The 16,662-nt window shown below is 39.2% G+C and carries 16 protein-coding genes, 1 pseudogene and 1 riboswitch; of the genes and pseudogenes, 7 read left to right on the top strand and 10 right to left on the bottom strand.

The window, feature by feature from the left end:
• Nucleotides 1-11: 11 nt before the first annotated feature.
• Together abc-f and acnA are read right to left on the bottom strand one after the other, a co-directional pair.
• Nucleotides 12-1,727, bottom strand: a complete 1,716-nt coding sequence (abc-f, locus tag BDR01S_RS12835; protein ID WP_066254781.1) for a ribosomal protection-like ABC-F family protein — start codon at nt 1,725-1,727, stop codon at nt 12-14.
• Nucleotides 1,728-2,044: 317 nt separating this feature from the next.
• Nucleotides 2,045-4,753: an aconitate hydratase AcnA gene (acnA, locus tag BDR01S_RS12830; RefSeq protein WP_066254778.1), complete on the bottom strand. Its 2,709-nt coding sequence runs from the start codon at nt 4,751-4,753 to the stop codon at nt 2,045-2,047.
• Between the two features lie 320 nt (nt 4,754-5,073).
• On the opposite strand from acnA, the gene sspO reads away from it, so the two are divergent.
• Nucleotides 5,074-5,226 carry a small acid-soluble spore protein SspO gene (sspO, locus tag BDR01S_RS12825; RefSeq protein WP_066254776.1) on the top strand — a complete coding sequence of 51 codons (153 nt, stop codon included), beginning with the start codon at nt 5,074-5,076 and terminating at the stop codon, nt 5,224-5,226.
• Between the two features lie 57 nt (nt 5,227-5,283).
• Here sspO and BDR01S_RS12820 read toward each other — a convergent pair whose 3' ends face one another.
• Nucleotides 5,284-5,553: a hypothetical protein gene (locus tag BDR01S_RS12820; protein WP_066254773.1), complete on the bottom strand. Its 270-nt coding sequence runs from the start codon at nt 5,551-5,553 to the stop codon at nt 5,284-5,286.
• A gap of 114 nt (nt 5,554-5,667) precedes the next feature.
• Here BDR01S_RS12820 and BDR01S_RS12815 point away from each other — a divergent pair, with 114 nt between their 5' ends.
• On the top strand, nt 5,668-5,805 hold the full coding sequence (locus tag BDR01S_RS12815) for a small acid-soluble spore protein P (RefSeq protein ID WP_026567314.1): 138 nt from the start codon (nt 5,668-5,670) through the stop codon (nt 5,803-5,805).
• Nucleotides 5,806-5,873: 68 nt separating this feature from the next.
• Here the strand turns inward: BDR01S_RS12815 and selA are convergent, their stop codons facing one another.
• Nucleotides 5,874-7,289 carry an L-seryl-tRNA(Sec) selenium transferase gene (gene selA, locus BDR01S_RS12810; protein ID WP_066254771.1) on the bottom strand — a complete coding sequence of 472 codons (1,416 nt, stop codon included), beginning with the start codon at nt 7,287-7,289 and terminating at the stop codon, nt 5,874-5,876.
• Between the two features lie 172 nt (nt 7,290-7,461).
• Between selA and BDR01S_RS12805 the strand changes: the two genes are divergently transcribed.
• Nucleotides 7,462-7,860 carry an Hsp20/alpha crystallin family protein gene (locus BDR01S_RS12805; RefSeq protein ID WP_066254767.1) on the top strand — a complete coding sequence of 133 codons (399 nt, stop codon included), beginning with the start codon at nt 7,462-7,464 and terminating at the stop codon, nt 7,858-7,860.
• Between the two features lie 90 nt (nt 7,861-7,950).
• Here BDR01S_RS12805 and BDR01S_RS25760 read toward each other — a convergent pair.
• A pseudogene (locus tag BDR01S_RS25760) lies at nt 7,951-8,136 on the bottom strand (Rdx family protein); the annotation flags it as partial.
• 230 nt (nt 8,137-8,366) lie between these two features.
• Between BDR01S_RS25760 and selD the strand changes: the two are divergent.
• On the top strand, nt 8,367-9,386 hold the full coding sequence (gene selD, locus BDR01S_RS12800; RefSeq protein WP_418303042.1) for a selenide, water dikinase SelD: 1,020 nt from the start codon (nt 8,367-8,369) through the stop codon (nt 9,384-9,386).
• A gap of 76 nt (nt 9,387-9,462) precedes the next feature.
• Here selD and BDR01S_RS12795 read toward each other — a convergent pair whose 3' ends face one another.
• Nucleotides 9,463-10,407 (bottom strand): L-threonine 3-dehydrogenase, encoded by a 945-nt coding sequence (locus BDR01S_RS12795; RefSeq protein WP_066254760.1) that lies wholly within the window; start codon nt 10,405-10,407, stop codon nt 9,463-9,465.
• A gap of 84 nt (nt 10,408-10,491) precedes the next feature.
• Nucleotides 10,492-11,682, bottom strand: coding sequence for a glycine C-acetyltransferase (locus tag BDR01S_RS12790; protein ID WP_066254758.1), 1,191 nt, complete (start codon nt 11,680-11,682; stop codon nt 10,492-10,494).
• A gap of 352 nt (nt 11,683-12,034) precedes the next feature.
• Here BDR01S_RS12790 and BDR01S_RS12785 point away from each other — a divergent pair, with 352 nt between their 5' ends.
• Complete coding sequence (locus tag BDR01S_RS12785; protein WP_157412993.1) at nt 12,035-12,313, top strand: hypothetical protein; 279 nt, start codon at nt 12,035-12,037, stop codon at nt 12,311-12,313.
• 94 nt (nt 12,314-12,407) lie between these two features.
• On the opposite strand, the gene BDR01S_RS12780 is transcribed toward BDR01S_RS12785, so the two are convergent.
• A complete protein-coding gene (locus BDR01S_RS12780; RefSeq protein WP_066254752.1) occupies nt 12,408-13,406 on the bottom strand; it encodes an NAD(P)H-dependent flavin oxidoreductase in 999 nt (332 codons plus the stop codon).
• 211 nt (nt 13,407-13,617) lie between these two features.
• A riboswitch (purine riboswitch) is annotated at nt 13,618-13,719 on the top strand.
• 131 nt (nt 13,720-13,850) lie between these two features.
• Here BDR01S_RS12780 and BDR01S_RS12775 point away from each other — a divergent pair.
• Nucleotides 13,851-14,444: a xanthine phosphoribosyltransferase gene (locus BDR01S_RS12775; RefSeq protein WP_066254749.1), complete on the top strand. Its 594-nt coding sequence runs from the start codon at nt 13,851-13,853 to the stop codon at nt 14,442-14,444.
• Nucleotides 14,444-15,748, top strand: a complete 1,305-nt coding sequence (locus BDR01S_RS12770; protein WP_066254746.1) for a nucleobase:cation symporter-2 family protein — start codon at nt 14,444-14,446, stop codon at nt 15,746-15,748. The genes BDR01S_RS12775 and BDR01S_RS12770 overlap by 1 nt, the downstream gene beginning before the upstream one ends.
• Nucleotides 15,749-15,800: 52 nt before the next feature.
• Here BDR01S_RS12770 and BDR01S_RS12765 read toward each other — a convergent pair whose 3' ends face one another.
• Together BDR01S_RS12765 and BDR01S_RS12760 are read right to left on the bottom strand one after the other, a co-directional pair.
• On the bottom strand, nt 15,801-16,028 hold the full coding sequence (locus BDR01S_RS12765) for a hypothetical protein (RefSeq protein WP_066254743.1): 228 nt from the start codon (nt 16,026-16,028) through the stop codon (nt 15,801-15,803).
• Nucleotides 16,029-16,104: 76 nt separating this feature from the next.
• Nucleotides 16,105-16,590, bottom strand: coding sequence for a hypothetical protein (locus tag BDR01S_RS12760; protein WP_066254740.1), 486 nt, complete (start codon nt 16,588-16,590; stop codon nt 16,105-16,107).
• Nucleotides 16,591-16,662 lie beyond the last annotated feature (72 nt).

Below are 16,662 nucleotides of genomic sequence, written 5' to 3'. Positions count from 1 at the left end.
CTCTTGTGAATTTATCCAATAAGCTCTTTTTTTTGCTTAAGGAGTTCTTTATATTCTTGATCTAAAACACGATATTTTGGATCTTTTTGATCAATTATTGATAGTTCCCCCAATATCATGGCAATTTTGTTTTCAATTATTAATAATGCTTCTTCATGGTTCACTTCTTTCTTTACGTCTTTATTAAAATACTCCTCGGGTTTCATCTCAAATCGTTGAATTTGCTGGTTTTCAAATACCAAAAGCCGTTCACAAAGTTTATTCAGAAAATAATAGTCATGGGAAACCGTAATAATCGTACCGGTAAACTCCGAAAGCGTATTTTCAAGCTGCTCCCGGCTCGGCAAATCCAAATGGTTAGTGGGTTCGTCTAGGATAAGAACATCGTATTCTTTCATTAAAATGTCAACCAGCTTTACTCTTGTGCGTTCCCCCAAACTTAACGTTCCGATTGGTTTATTGATTAACGCTTCCTTTAAGCCTAAGTTGGCCAAAAGGGTTCTCGCTTTAAGAACACTCTCTCGATCTGTGAACCCTAGTGCCTCGATGGAGGTTTTATCTGACGGTAAATCATCTACGTCCTGACTTAAAAAGGCAATTTTTATCGAGTCGCTCCTCCATAAGTCGCCCTCAGTATATGACTCTTGATCTACAATCATTTTGATTAAAGTCGTTTTCCCACAGCCGTTTCCCCCTAAGAGACCCACTCGCTCACCGTGATTAATATAAAAGTTAGCGTTATAAAAAAGGGTCCTATCCTTATACGATTTCTTTAGGCGCTTGGCTTCAATTATCCGTTTACCTCTCTTCCCTTGCGTGTCAAACTGAAACCTTATTTGTACTTCCTCTGCCGGTTTTTCAAGCTTATTTTTTTCAAGCTCATTTTGGAGCCGTTTCATTTTTGATTTCACTTGATTGTCCCGCTTTTTTGCCTTGGCGCGGTGATACTCTTTTGGACCAAAATCCCTGCCTTGTTTTGTGGAATTCCGATGTCCCTTTTCTGACCAAGACTTTAATTGCTCCATTTGTAACTCAACCATCTCAATTTGGCGCTGCTGGACACTATACTGATGCTGCTGATTTTCCACCCGATGCTGTTTTTCTTTACGATAGTCACTATAGTTTCCATTGTAGAAGTGAAGCTTCCCATGTTCTAATTCGAACACACGTTTAACTGTTTTATCTAAAAAATGACGGTCATGAGAGATAATTAAGACAGGGCCTTGGAATTTTTCCAGTTCGGTTACTAGCCACTCAATCCCATGAAAATCTAAATGGTTTGTCGGTTCGTCTAAAATTAATAAATCAGGTTTAGTTGCCCACACCATTGATAGTGCCAGTTTTAACTTCTCTCCTCCACTTAAATGGTTGAGACGGTCTTCCTCCCAATCGAAGACCTTATGAAGACCTAACTCACTAGCATGCTGGAATATTCCTTTTGATTTGCTTCCCGCTAATGACTGATGAAAATCACTGATTTCATAATCAATCGATTGTGATAAGAAACCAATCGTTAAGTCGGTTGATTTTTCAATGACACCTTTATCGGGAGTGACTTTACCAATAAGGATATTGGCCAGTGTTGTCTTTCCGGTGCCATTGTATCCGACAAGGCCAATTCGTTCCCCATTCTTTATCTCAAATTGGATATTGTCCAATACCTTCCTTAAATGAAAACTTTTTTCTAAGCCGATTACTTTTATGATTGTCCGTTGTTTTGTATGCATAAAAAAACTCCCTTCAAATGAACCTGAAGAGAGATTTATGTCATATTATCGTTTAGTGGCACAACAAAAAAACCTGTAAAGGTTTTAGTGTGTTCGCATTTATACGATTAGGACATAAAAAAGGACAGATTAATCCTATTCTTCAGGTTCAACATTTTTCTTTATACGAATCATGTCTGAAAAATAAGATTATAACTTCATGCCTCTTTACCATTCCTTTTCGTTTAATAGTATTATTTTATGAGAGAATCAGTTGATTTGTCAAATGCTCCTACGCAAAAAAAACACCATGCCAGCTGGCATGGTGTTCTTCACTATTAAGCTTGTAATTTTTCACGAAGAACCATTGGAAGAATTCCGCCGTGACGGTAGTAATCAATTTCAACTTCAGAGTCAAAACGAACAAGAACTTCAAATTCCTTCTTGTTGCCAGCTTCGTCAGTTGCCGTTACTTTAAGAAGGTCACGTGGTCTTACGTTTTCATCCACTTGAACATCAATTGTTTCTTTTCCTGTTAAACCAAGTGTTTCAGCGCTTTCGCCCTCTTTAAATTGAAGTGGCAGCACGCCCATTAACACAAGGTTTGAACGGTGAATTCGTTCAAAGCTTTCAGCAAGAACTGTTTTAATGCCTAAAAGGTTTGTTCCTTTAGCAGCCCAGTCACGTGAAGAGCCCATTCCGTAATCTTTACCAGCAAGGACAATTAAGCCAGTGCCGTTTTCTTTATACTTCATGCAAGCATCGTAAATGGATGTAACTTCGCCAGTTGGCCAGTAAGTCGTTACTCCGCCTTCTGTACCTGGTGCGATTTGGTTACGAATACGGATGTTGGCAAATGTTCCACGCATCATTACTTCATGGTTACCACGACGAGATCCGTAAGAGTTAAAGTCGCGGATTGCCACGCCTTTTTCTAGCAGATATTTACCAGCTGGAGTATTTTTGCCAATTGCTCCTGCAGGTGAAATATGATCAGTTGTTACAGAATCACCGAATTTACCAACTACACGAAGACCTGCTAGTGGTTCAACTGTACCTGGTTCTGGAGATAAGCCTTCAAAGAAAGGCGGGTTTGCGATGTAAGTTGAATCCTCATCAAAAGTATATAAAGGCTCATTGCTTGTTTTGATTTCATTCCAACGCTCGTTGTCACCGAATACGTTCGCATATTCCCGGCGGAATAGTTCAGGAGTTACCGTGCGTTTAACAACATCATTTACTTCAGCAGTTGATGGCCAGATATCTTGGAAGAATACATCATTTCCATCTTTATCTTTACCAATTGCTTCTTTAGCAAAGTCAATGTTTACAGTCCCAGCAAGAGCGTAAGCGACAACTAATGGTGGTGATGCAAGGTAGTTTGCTTTAACAAGCGGGTGAATACGTCCTTCGAAGTTACGGTTACCTGAAAGTACGGATGTAACTAAAAGATCGTTTTCAGCGATTGTTTTTTCAATTTCTTCTTTTAATGGACCGGAGTTACCGATACATGTTGTACAGCCGTAACCAACAAGGTTGAAGCCAATTTGCTCTAGGTAAGGAAGTAACCCTGAATCACGAAGATATCCTGTTACAACTTTAGATCCCGGAGCTAAAGAAGTTTTCACGAATTTTGGAACTTCCATTCCTAATTCAACGGCTTTCTTCGCAACAAGCCCAGCACCTACTAGTACATAAGGGTTAGATGTATTTGTACAGCTTGTAATCGAAGCAATCGCAACTGCACCTGTTTTGATCGTTGTTTCGTCACCGTTGTTGAATTTCACTTCAGCTGATTTATCAAGCTCATCTGCTTGTAAGCCGAAGCCTTGGTTTCCTTGTGGAGCCGAAACAGCTTTCACGAATTCTTCTTTCATTTTTGAAAGTGGAATTAAATCTTGAGGACGCTTAGGACCTGATAGATTCGCTTCAATAACTGAAAGATCGATTTCAACTACATCCGTATAAACTGGCTCGATAGCTGGGTCGAAGAACAATCCGTTTGCTTTGCAGTACTGTTCAACTACATTGATATGCTCTTCTTCACGACCTGTTAAGCGCATGTAAGCGAGTGATTCATCATCAATTGGGAAGAATCCACAAGTTGCTCCGTATTCAGGTGCCATGTTTGCAATCGTTGCACGGTCTGCAAGTGGTAGTACAGAAACCCCTGGTCCGAAGAACTCAACAAATTTCCCAACAACCCCATGGCTGCGAAGAACTTGAGTTACTTTTAATGCAAGGTCAGTCGCGGTTGCACCGTTTGGAAGCTCGCCTGTTAATTTAACACCGACAACTTCTGGTACTGGGAAATATGAAGGCTGACCTAACATTCCTGCTTCAGCTTCAATTCCGCCCACGCCCCAGCCAAGAACACCAAGTCCGTTGATCATAGTTGTATGTGAGTCTGTACCAACCAATGTATCAGGATATGCTTCTAATTCACCGTCAACGTTTTGAGCAACGTGGACAACATCTGCCAAGTATTCAAGGTTTACTTGGTGTACGATACCAGTTGCAGGTGGTACAGCACGATAGTTATTAAATGATTTTTGCGCCCAGCTTAAGAATTGGTAACGCTCAGCATTACGTTCGAATTCATAATCCATGTTAATTTTTAAGGAATCAGCTGCACCATAGGCATCAACCTGTACGGAGTGGTCGATTACAAGATCAACTGTTTTTTCAGGATTGATTTTGTCAGGATCTCCGCCAAGGTCTGCCATTGCTTTTCTTAAAGAAGCAAGGTCAACAACTGCGGGTACACCCGTAAAGTCTTGAAGGATAACACGAGCCGGCTTAAATGGAACGTCCACTTCTTTTAGCTCATTAGTGCCCCATTTTGCTAAGTTTTCAACATGCTCTTTTGAAATCGCGCGGCCATCTAATTGGCGTAGTACAGATTCAAGTAGTACTTTTACAGAGTAAGGCAAGTTAGAAACGTTCCCAATTCCTGCCTCTTCAAGTGCACTTAAGCGGTAATAGTTATAACTTTTACCGTTCACTTCAAAGGAAGTCCGTGCGTTAAATACATCGTTTTTTACCATGAAAAAAACCCCCTTAAATTCGTCATAAATTAACGAAAAGTTGAAAAGTTTGAATTTTCCCATCCAGTTTAACTTTTCTCACAATTCTAATCTTAATACAAGCGATTACATAAGTAAATAACAAGAAAGTTATTGTGATTGATAAGTTTCACTTATGTCTTTTATGTATTTTGTTCTGAAAATTCAAAAAACGTTAATTGTGCTTATGTAATTATAGACATGGGAAAACCATCTTTTCATTGTTTATTATCTCAAAAAACCTTTTCCTTGTCATTTTTTTTGCTATGGTGGAAATAGTAAAAGTGTAGGAGGTGATTAGAATGGTGAAACGAAAGTCTAATCATGTAATTCCAGGGATGAATGCAGCCAAAGGGCAAGGAAAAGGTTCAAATTTTAATGAGGAAATGGCCAGTGATCCAGAATTAACTGCCAAAGAAAGAATGAATAACAAGAAACGTAAAAAGAATCAGTAATAACAAAAAGCTGGAGCTGGATTCAAAAGAGCAGGCGGACCTTCCCGCCTGCTCTTTCTATTCTGTCTGGTTTACTTCTGTCACCATGCTTTGTAAGTCCTGTTGGAAACGCTCAAGTTGTGACCGTTGATGTTCCGAGGCCACTTCTAGTGCATTTTGAATCTGCTGATAAGCTTCGTTGACTTCGTCTTTGAGATGCTTAAGTTGATGACCATAACCTGCACTATCACTTACAATTGTTTCATATAGTCCTTGTGCATTCTCATATCCCTGCTGTGCTGCTTGAAACGCTTGTTGTTTATCTTTATTGTATGGGAATTTATCCATTGTTCTTCCATCACTCCTTCATTTTGTTTACCGTTAAATTGCACAGAACAACAAAAAATATACGGTATAAAAGGACTTTATCACTGCATCCTAACATAATAGGAGGGATGAAATATGAACAAAAACGATGGCAAAGACATGCGAAAAAATGCACCAAAACAATCGGGACAGCCTGAACCATTAAGCGGTTCTCATAAAGTTAAGAATCGCAATCATTCAAGAGCCAAACATAATACACATCATGATATGTAAAGTTGTGTAAGTAACAGCCCATAAAAATGCCCTGCACTTGGTTGAAGTGCCGGGCATTTTGTCCGCTCTTATGCTTCACTAAATTTGATTAGGGCCTGAAGTAAGTACTCTTCCTCTTCAGCAGTCACCGTACGTAAATCAATGATAAACTCATCCTTTTGAATCCGTCCAACAATTGCCGGTTTCACTTCGATTCGAAGCTTTCTTCCCAGCTGTTCTGCTGTCAGTTCACGATGTTTTAGGGCGACAACAATGGTAGGAAGCTCTACATCCGGCATAGTCCCCCCTCCCACCTGACTCGTTCCCTTTGTAATTTTCGTAACATATTTTCCAGTATTTTGTAATAGATTTGTAACAAAAGACTGCGATCGTACGTCTAATTCTTTAGAGGTAACTAATATATCACGGACTGTTGGAATGTTTACCAACCCATTTTCTCCACGGGCATAATCAATTAACGTCCCCTCAAGTGCAGCTAATGTCATCTTATCAACCCGCACCACCCGTGCTAGCTGATGTTTTTTTAAACGATCAATGATTTCTTTTTTACCGGCAATGATACCGGCCTGTGGGCCGCCTAGGAGCTTGTCACCACTAAAAGTTACAACATCTGCCCCTATTTCGATGACCTCTTTTACCACCGGTTCTTCACCAATTCCGTGCTTTTTGAAGTCGTATAACGCACCACTTCCGAGATCTTCATAAAAGATGACACCATCCAACCGTTTAGTAAGATTAACAAGTTCATCAGTTTCAACAGATTTTGTAAATCCAATCACTTTAAAGTTACTTGTATGGACCTTCATGATAATCGCGGTTTCGGAGCTAACGGCTTTTTCATAATCATAAAGATGTGTTTTATTCGTGGTGCCAATTTCTACAAGCTGTGCGCCACTCTCTTCCATTATGGATGAGATTCGAAAAGATCCTCCGATTTCAACAAGCTGGCCTCTTGAAACAATCACTTCTTTGTCGACGGCTAGTGCTCTTAAGACCAAATATACAGCAGATGCATTATTATTAACCACCATGGCAGCTTCGGCACCCGTTATATCCTTAATTAATTGTTCAACATGACTATGTCTTGAACCCCTCAACCCTTCTGTTAGCTTGTACTCAAGATTTGAATAGTTCCGGGCTGTGTCAATTACATGGTTGATTGCATTTTCACTTAATCTAGCTCTGCCTAGGTTGGTGTGTAAAATAGTTCCTGTCGCATTAATGACCTTTTCTAATGTATAAGAATACTGTTTCTGTACTTTCGCATCAAGAATAGTAAATAACTCTTCAATAAAATGGTTGGTCCCCGGTATGGAGCCAGTCCATTGATCATTGAGGATAGCTTCCCTTATATTATCAACGACTTCTTTTAATTGCTTGGTAAGCTGCTCAAGATCTAGCTTATTATCTTGAAGGAGAGTCAAAAACCGTCGATGATTTTGAAGTTCATGGACTGGTGGAATTGAGCGTAGCCATTCTTTCAACATAAAAACTCCTTTAACAATTGTTTCTTTTTCTATGTAATTCGCCTAATTTTTTGTAACCGCTGAATGATTGGAGCTTACAAACAGGCGCTTCAACATTAGCAATTATATCACATCCGTTTCACGTTTTATCTCATAGTGAATAAAATGAAACGAGCAAGGGGGATTAGATATGTCAAAAAAGAAACAAATTAAAAATCAAACCTTTAATTTTGATTTAGTGGAGAAGTGGCTGGAAAATTATTTTCTTGATCCACTTACATCTTACTACGATGAAACACAATTTCCGATTGATCTCTATGAAACAGAAAAGGAATGGATTATTGAGGCCAATTTAAGTGAATTTGAGGCTTCTGAAATAAAGGTATATATTGAAGGAAATAAATTAATCATTACCGCAATGGAATATCCCCCTTCTGTGAAAAAACAAAAACGGATCCGTTCCATTAATTTTCCCTTCCCGGTCATTAATCAGGCAGTACACGCTAACTTTACAAATGGAATTCTAGAAGTATTTATTTCAAAAATGGATAGAGGTTTAGGAAAAAACAGATATATTACTCTGCCTTAAGTATTCTTGTGGCTTAATTTTTTAAGCTACAGTTTACATAACGATATTATTAAAAACCCTCAAATCCAAACGATTTGAGGGTTTTACTATTTATTTGTTGGATATGATTTCAATCATTTCATCGGTATCAGGGAAAATCCCTGTATCAAGCTTCGAATAAATCTTCTCACCATTTACTGTCACTTCAAATGCACCACCAGAACTTGGAATCAGTTCTAACTTTTGAATATCTCTAAAAAAATGGTTAAATAGCTCTTCCGCGAAACTCGCGGCCTTTGGTGCGTAATTTCATTGCATACAAAATTCAACAATTACATGGTAATTCTTCATAAAAAATACCCTCCAAAAAAAGTGTTTCCTACATCATGATAGTGTTAATATTTTAACCTATCCCCTATTTTACTGCAATTTTTATGTCCATTCGTGCGGATTTAATTTGAAAGAGTTATACTAGAAAAATGGAGGTGGACATGTTGAGTGAACAAGATAAAATTCGCCTGACTTCGATGTCAACAAAAGCCGGTTGAGGCTGCAAAATTGGTCCTGAGGACCTGGCGCAAGTTTTGCGTCAATTACCAAAGCAAGAACCTGTTCCTGAATTATTAGTTGGACTTGATACTTCTGATGATGCTGGAGTGTATCAAATTACCGATTCTATCGCATTAATCCAGACAGTCGACTACTTTACTCCGATCGTCGACGATCCATATATGTTCGGTCAAATCACAGCCGCAAACGCATTAAGTGATGTGTATGCTATGGGCGGGGAACCAAAAACCGTCATGAACATTGTCGGCTTCCCGATTAAAAAACTGGGTGCCGAAATGCTTGCCGATATACTTCGAGGAGCGGCTGATAAAGTAAAAGAGGCTGGCGCGATTACCGTTGGCGGCCATTCGATTGATGATCAGGAGCCAAAATTTGGACTTTCCGTAACAGGTATAGTTCATCCAGATAAAATATGGAAAAATGTCGGTGCCAAACCAGGTGATGTTCTCGTATTGACGAAACCAATCGGTGTTGGAATCATTACAACCGGTATCAAAAGAAGTGCGGTCACACCTTTGCAGGAACAAATTGTAACAGAAACCATGGCGACGCTAAATAAGGGGGCTGCTGAAGCACTAAAAGATTTTCAACCTCACGCTGTTACTGATGTGACAGGATTTGGCTTACTCGGCCATGGCAGTGAAATGGCAAAAGGCAGTAATGTGAGTTTTGAAATCTCATTATCAAAAGTGCCAGTTTTAGAGGGCGCACTTGAATTAGCAAAACATGGTGTGGTTCCCGGAGGTTCTAAGTCGAATCATAAATGGATAGCTGATGATGTGATTTATGAGGAAATCCTACCCGAGGAGCAATTGGTTCTTTGTGATGCCATTACCTCCGGTGGTTTATTCGTCGCACTTAGCGAACAGGAAGCGGCTCAATATGTCGATAAACTGCATGCTAATGGACTAGTATATGCAGCGATTATTGGTAGAGTTACCGACAAAAAAGACAAATACCTATATGTAACACGTTAACAGCGAAGCCTTAAGTGCTTCGTTGTTTTTTTTACAAAAAAAATCCTGAGCTAACTTAGCCCAGGATTTTTTCATATTATATCTTCTGACGGAGTTTCTCCACCATGTCTTTCGTCATTTTATCCAAATCAAATGCGTATTTAAAACCCCATTCCTCTTTTGCTGCGGTAGCATCAATGGAATTTGGCCAACTTTCCGCAATCTTTTGACGGTCTGGATCAACAGCATACGAGATTTCAAATCCAGGGACATACTTTGCAATGGATGCAGCAATTTCTTCTGGCTCAAAGCTCATTGCAGTAACGTTAAAGGCATTGCGGTGGATTAATTTTGATGAATCGGCCTCCATTAAATCAACAATGGCATTGAGGGCATCTGGCATATACATCATATCCATGTACGTACCTTTATCAATGTAAGAAGTATATTTGCCAGTTTTAACCGCTTCATAGTAAATTTCGACCGCATAATCCGTGGTTCCTCCACCCGGGAGAGCAACATAGGAGATTAATCCCGGGAACCTTAAGCCGCGTGTATCGACACCAAACTTTTGGAAATAGTAATCCGATAATAATTCCCCTGCCACTTTATTGACACCGTACATCGTAGTTGGGCGCATAATCGTATCTTGGGGGGTGTTGTCCTTTGGAGTTGACGGCCCAAAAGCACCAATCGAACTAGGTGTGAAAAATTGTGCCTTCAACTCTCTTGCCGTTTCAAGCCCATTCATGAGCCCGCCCATATTTAGATTCCATGCAAATAGGGGCTTTGCTTCTGCAGTAGCAGATAAAAGGGCTGCTAAGTGCATTACGGTATCCACATTGTATTTTTTAGCTACTTCGACCATTTTGTTTAAATCCGTTACATCGACGGTCTCAAAAGGCCCACTTTGGGCGGCTTCGCTGTCATTCTTTTTAATATCAGTAGCAATAACATTATCCGCACCGTAGATGTCTCTTAGCTTTAAAGTTAATTCTGATCCAATCTGCCCTAAAGCACCTGTGATTAATATCCTCTTCATCGTCGTTTCTCCGTCCTCTACACATATGCTAAAAATAGTGATTTACTCTATATTTACGTTATTCTAATCATTTGGAGTGATGATTTAAATAACGCCCATTTCCTTGCCGACTTTTTCATAAATAGCAACTGCTTGATCGAGCATTTCTTTTGTATGAGCAGCAGTTGGCATATTACGAACACGTCCGGTTCCTTGTGGAACGGTTGGGAACACAATGGCCTTGGCATAAACTCCTTCTTCATTCAAACGTTTGCTAAATTGTTGGGTTAAGGATTCGTCTCCAATGATACATGGGGTGATTGGTGTTTCGCTGTTACCAATATTAAAGCCTAACTCTTTCAAGCCCTTTTTTAGATAGTTCCCATTTTCCCAAAGCTTTTTGTTAAGTTCCGTGCTCTCCATTAGGATTTCAATCGATTTCTTACTCGCTGCCACATCAGCAGGAGTTAATGAGGTCGAGAATAAGAAAGGACGGCTGCGGACCTTTAACCAGTCAATCAGATTTTTCTTACCGGCCACATAACCGCCAACCACACCGATTGCCTTTGATAACGTACCGATTTGGAAGTCAATTTTATCAGAAAGACCAAAATGCTTAACAGTCCCTGCTCCATCACCAAGCACCCCTGAACCATGAGCATCGTCTACATAGGTTATCAAATCAAATTCTTCAGCTATCTTAACAATTTCAGGAAGTAAGGCAATATCTCCGTCCATTGAAAACACACCGTCGGTTATCACCATAATCTTATTGTAAAGACCAGACTCTTTTGCTGCTTTTGCCTTTGCTCGTAAATCTTCCATATCTGAGTGATTGACGCGGATAATTTTGGCTTTAGATAGACGGCAGCCGTCAATAATTGAAGCGTGGTTTAATTCATCTGAAAGAATCGCATCGTTTTTATCCATCACAGCAGAAATCGCTGCCATGTTACAATTAAACCCGGATTGGTAGGCAATTGCCGCTTCAGTATGCTTAAATTCAGCTAACTTTTCTTCTAGTTCCACATGAAGTTTAAGTGTTCCGTTAATGGTCCGAACCGCCCCTGCACCAACTCCGTATTTTTCAATCGCCTCAGTGGCCGCTTTCCTCAAGCGGTCATCCGTTGCTAAACCTAAATAGTTGTTCGAAGAAAGATTCACAAGCTCCCTGCCGTTTATCGTAATTACGGGGCCATTTGCGCTTTCAAGTGGATCGATGACATTGTATAACCCTTTTCCCTTTAGATCATCAAGATTTTCATTTAAAAATTGTTCCAAAATAGTACTAGACATTTTCCATTCCTCCTCTATTTGCTTGAACCTGTTTTGTCGTATCCGGAAAAACAATTGTCCGTTTCAGGCGGACGTTAATAACCTTGTTAGATAGCGGTATCAAAGGATTCCCAAAGTATACTTTATCATATTTTTTTGATGTTGTTCATATCTAGCGGACAAAAAAACAAAAATATTTTTTTATTCTTTTAGAGTACCCAAATCAAAAAAAGGTTATTTCTTTCAGATAATCAAAAGCTCTTTGATAGATTAATTTAAAACTGGCATGGTTTTACGGTATAATGGTTTCTTAACTGCACTTAGAAGAGATTTGCTCTATTGCTTGATAGAAAGGGTGTCACACTTGTCATTCATGTATTCTTTACTTTACACACTTAGTATTGGCGCGGTATTTATTTTTCTATTTATTCTCGCCTATGATTTTCTTTACGGTGAAAAATTTGAAAAGCAAACGAAGAAAATACACAAATATTTTCAAAAAGAGACCATTAAAAAAATCGACAGGCTGGAACACCACCCTCGAAAATTTACAATGTACCTTATAACAACAAATAATGGAGTGAAAAAGATAAAAATGAAACCTGGTTATAAAGTAATCAATATGGTAACAAAGGAGAAACACAAGAAGTAACGAAGATAAATTTTCATAAGATCGCCCCGATTTCAAAAAAAATAGGAACCGATTCGAGTGAATGGTTCCTTCCTTTTTAACAAAATATACTCTCTTATTTTACCGACAACGAACTCAATTTCCCTGCATTTTGATTAATATTTTGTAATGCTTCATTGTATTCCACTGCTAAGCTTTCAATTATTTCACCAGCAGATTCGATTTTATTTATTGCTCCAACCCCATGACCTGCGGACCATATATCCCTCCATGCTTTTGCATTTGTTTCCCTTTGCATACCATCAAAGTTAACCTCGTCTTTTTTGACAAGTTTCTCTGGGTCCAATCCAGCCTTTTTAATACTAGGTACTAACATATTGCACATAATCCCGGAGAATGCATCCGTTAAGATAATATCCTCTTGTGTTGCTTCAACTAACATTTCCCGATACTCATCTCTTGCCATACTTTCTGTCGCTACGATAAACCGAGTTCCCATATAAGCAAGGTCAGCACCCGCTGCCTGTGCAGCTAATATCCCCTTCCCTGATGAAATCGAACCAGCAAGGACGATGATTCCATCCCAGAAATTTCGCACCATATCCACGAATGCAAAACTGTTGATTTGACCTGCGTGACCGCCTGCCCCACTTGCTACCAATATCAGACCATCGACACCAGCTTCAGCTGCTTTTTTAGCAAATTTTAAATCACTAACATCAGAGAATACCAATCCACCATATTCATGTACAATATCCACGACTCGTTTCGGACTGCCTAAGGAGGTAATTACCAATTGCGGCTGATGCTTTTGGATCAATGAAAGCTCTTCCTCTAGGCGGCTGTAAGAGCTATGTACAACCATATTCATCGCCCATGGAGCAATTTTTCGGTGAGGATCAAGCGCACGAGCCTCCTCCAACGCTTCATTTAACTGTCCCATCCACTGATCAAGAACTTCAATAGGTCTGGCATTTGGAGCAGGGAACGAACCAATCACGCCATTTAAGCAACAATTTTTAACGAGTTCGGTGCCTGACACCAAAAACATTGGTGCCGAAATAACCGGTAATTTCAGTTGGTTCCACCATGATTCAGGTATAGATTTCGTCACTTTTACTCACCCTCTATTTTAGAATTTTCCGAATAAACTTTTCTTTTTAATAATACCTGAAAATGAATGAGTATTCAATCTTTGGGTGAGCCTTTTATTTATGCTATTTTAAACGCTTACAATACACGAACAATTTTATTTATAATTACGGAATTATTCGCTTTTTACAAAAAAAGTGATTGATTTCCTCTTTTTCTGTGCGTATAATGTGAATAAATTCATAAGGTTCACTCATATAATCGCGGGGATATGGCCCGCAAGTTTCTACCGGATTGCCGTTAACAATCTGACTATGAGTGGGTAATGGGAACGACGCTGTTCTATTTAAAGCGTACTAATTCCTTCTCTTTTTGGTCATTAAGCCCAAAGGTCATTACCTCACTCATTTTTTGATGTGAGGCAATCGATCTTTGGGCTTTTATTTTTTTATAAGGAGAAATACACATGAGATTACTTGAAGAGAAAATTAAAAACGACGGAAAGGTTCTTTCTGATCAAGTGTTAAAAGTTGATTCATTTTTGAACCACCAAATTGATCCCCAATTAATGCTTGAAATCGGAAAAGAGTTTGCACGTATTTTTGAAGCTGAAGGAATTACAAAAATTGTTACAATCGAATCTTCAGGTATCGCACCTGCAGTCATGGCTGGGTTACAAATGAACGTCCCCGTCATTTTTGCCAGGAAAAGAAGATCTTTGACACTAGTCGATGAGTTGCTTTCAGCTACAGTCCATTCATTTACGAAAAATGAAACGAACGAGATCTCCATTTCAAAAAAATATGTAAATGAAATAGATCGAGTATTAATCATTGATGACTTTCTTGCTAACGGGGAGGCAGCCCTTGGTTTAGTAGATATTGTTCAAAAAAGCGGTGCAAAGGTTGCCGGAATTGGCATTGTGATCGAGAAGTCCTTTCAACCCGGTGCACAAAGATTAAAGGAACTTGGTTTGAGAGTCGAATCTTTAGCAAGGATTGCCTCCCTTTCAAATGGAGAAGTGACATATATAAATGAAATTGTGGAGGAATTAATCTAATGAAACAACACCCATTTAAAATTGCCTCATTAGGCATTCAACATGTATTAGCTATGTATGCAGGAGCAGTCATCGTCCCACTAATCGTAGGCGGAGCACTTAAATTTTCAGTCGAACAATTAACTTACCTTGTTTCCATCGACATCCTAATGTGCGGAATTGCAACAATTTTACAAGTTTGGCAGAATCGCTTTTTCGGTATTGGCTTACCAATTGTCCTTGGCTGTACCTTTACGGCTGTGGGACCGATGATTGCCATTGGTGGACAGTTCGGTCTTTCCGCCATTTATGGTTCAATCCTTATTTCCGGTCTGATCGTCATAGTTATTTCTCAATTCTTTGGAAAGTTAATTAAGTTCTTCCCTCCAGTTGTTACTGGCTCAGTTGTGACGATTATTGGGATTACACTCATTCCTGTTGCAATGAATAACATCGCGGGTGGTCAAGGCAGCCCTGAGTTTGGAAGTCTATCGAATATTAGCTTAGCCTTCGGAACCCTACTTTTCATTATCTTGCTCTATCGTTTTACGAAAGGTTTTATTCGCTCCATCTCCATCCTCCTAGGGTTAATTGGAGGTACCCTGGCCGCTTCCCTGATGGGCAAAGTAAATTTCTCAGCAGTTGCGGATGCATCGTGGTTCCACATGGTGAAACCATTTTATTTTGGTACACCTACTTTTGAATGGACCCCTATTCTTACGATGACTCTAGTAGCAATTGTGAGCTTGGTAGAATCGACAGGAGTTTACTTTGCACTAAGTGATATCACTGGTAAAAAATTATCTGAAAAGGATTTAGCAAGAGGTTATCGTGCGGAAGGTCTCGCAAGTATCATTGGTGCCTTGTTTAATGCTTTTCCATACACAACCTTCTCGCAAAATGTCGGTCTTGTCCAACTTTCAGGGGTAAAAAGTAAAAACGTTATTTATACGATGGGCGGCATGTTAATATTTCTAGGTTTTATTCCAAAAATCGGCGCATTTACTACCGTTATTCCAACACCTGTCCTTGGTGGTGCCATGGTAGCGATGTTCGGAATGGTCATTGCCTATGGCATTAAAATGCTAGGTAACGTCGATTTTGCATCACAAGAAAATCTTCTAATCATTGCATGTTCTGTTGGTATGGGTATGGGCGTAACGGCTGTACCGGATATGTTTGCTCACCTGCCTGAAGGAGTAAAAATCCTCACCAGCAGCGGCATCGTTACCGGAAGTCTTACAGCCATATTTTTAAACATCGTCTTCAATCTTACAAAGTCAACCAAACAAATTAAGCCGGTAAATAATCAAATCGCCGCTTAACATTTTAGAAAAGTGCAAGGTTAAAAGACGATACTTTTTGATAGTATCGTCTTTATTTTTTCTTATTCATTGCCTGGATTAATTCGATGATTTCAGTTATGTGTCTTTGTAACGAAGCATTTTTCCCTGAACTTGAACTTACTTCTGTACCTGAATTATCATTCCCGGACCCCGAAGTTGTCGTTGTTACTGATATCGGAGCAATCCAAACCGCCCCGCCGAAGTTTACAATCCCGCCGGAAATAGTACCAATAGAAATACACTTTTGATTGTTTTCCAACCAATCCACACCTTCCACACTTTTTTATTATTATATGGACAAGGTTGTTCGCTTGATTAAGCATTTTAAGTAATAATTATTCCTGTTTGTGTGGAGATTTACAGACATCCTTTTCCAGATTGCAAATCCACTTATAAAAGCCTAATAAGATAAGGAGCAAGATCGGATCAAGAATGACTGCATGCCAAAGCTTCCACCAGCCATAATGAAAGAATCCCCACGGTGGTGGCAGTAAAGTGAGGGCTTCGTAAGTTATTATGGCAACAACAAAAAAAATCATAAACCCAATTTGCTTAATGACCTTTGATTTATGTGGAAACCAATTTAAAAAAATCATATTAGCGGCGGGAACTAAGAACATATGTGGCAGCAATCCAGCCCAGTCAATCTCTTTGTCAAAATACCAATATCCATGGTATTTAAATTCAATAAAAAGATCAAAAATGTTTTGGAAAGCAATCGTGAATGTCCAAATATGGACAATTTGGTTACCCGTTAACAATTTGTTTTTCTTAAAGGCGAAATAATTAAATGTAATAATGGCAATAAGTAATCCAATCATATCTTTTTCCTTTTTTTATATAAATTGCCCATATCGATGGTTCATTATACATGCGTGTATAATGGTTAATCA

Origin of the sequence: Neobacillus drentensis NBRC 102427, assembly GCF_001591445.1 — a bacterium.
Lineage (GTDB): Bacteria > Bacillota > Bacilli > Bacillales > Cytobacillaceae > Neobacillus > Neobacillus drentensis.
Note: the sequence above shows the minus strand (reverse complement) of the source record. Positions and strands in the feature narration are given on the sequence as shown.

What these genes read in the sequence shown, in the direction of transcription:
- abc-f (WP_066254781.1), bottom strand. Translation starts at nt 1,727, where the DNA reads ATGCATACAAAACAACGGACAATCATAAAAGTAATCGGCTTAGAAAAA.
- acnA (WP_066254778.1), bottom strand. Translation starts at nt 4,753, where the DNA reads ATGGTAAAAAACGATGTATTTAACGCACGGACTTCCTTTGAAGTGAAC.
- sspO (WP_066254776.1), top strand. Translation starts at nt 5,074, where the DNA reads ATGGTGAAACGAAAGTCTAATCATGTAATTCCAGGGATGAATGCAGCC.
- BDR01S_RS12820 (WP_066254773.1), bottom strand. Translation starts at nt 5,553, where the DNA reads ATGGATAAATTCCCATACAATAAAGATAAACAACAAGCGTTTCAAGCA.
- BDR01S_RS12815 (WP_026567314.1), top strand. Translation starts at nt 5,668, where the DNA reads ATGAACAAAAACGATGGCAAAGACATGCGAAAAAATGCACCAAAACAA.
- BDR01S_RS12805 (WP_066254767.1), top strand. Translation starts at nt 7,462, where the DNA reads ATGTCAAAAAAGAAACAAATTAAAAATCAAACCTTTAATTTTGATTTA.
- BDR01S_RS12795 (WP_066254760.1), bottom strand. Translation starts at nt 10,407, where the DNA reads ATGAAGAGGATATTAATCACAGGTGCTTTAGGGCAGATTGGATCAGAA.
- BDR01S_RS12790 (WP_066254758.1), bottom strand. Translation starts at nt 11,682, where the DNA reads ATGTCTAGTACTATTTTGGAACAATTTTTAAATGAAAATCTTGATGAT.
- BDR01S_RS12785 (WP_157412993.1), top strand. Translation starts at nt 12,035, where the DNA reads ATGTATTCTTTACTTTACACACTTAGTATTGGCGCGGTATTTATTTTT.
- BDR01S_RS12775 (WP_066254749.1), top strand. Translation starts at nt 13,851, where the DNA reads ATGAGATTACTTGAAGAGAAAATTAAAAACGACGGAAAGGTTCTTTCT.
- BDR01S_RS12770 (WP_066254746.1), top strand. Translation starts at nt 14,444, where the DNA reads ATGAAACAACACCCATTTAAAATTGCCTCATTAGGCATTCAACATGTA.
- BDR01S_RS12760 (WP_066254740.1), bottom strand. Translation starts at nt 16,590, where the DNA reads ATGATTGGATTACTTATTGCCATTATTACATTTAATTATTTCGCCTTT.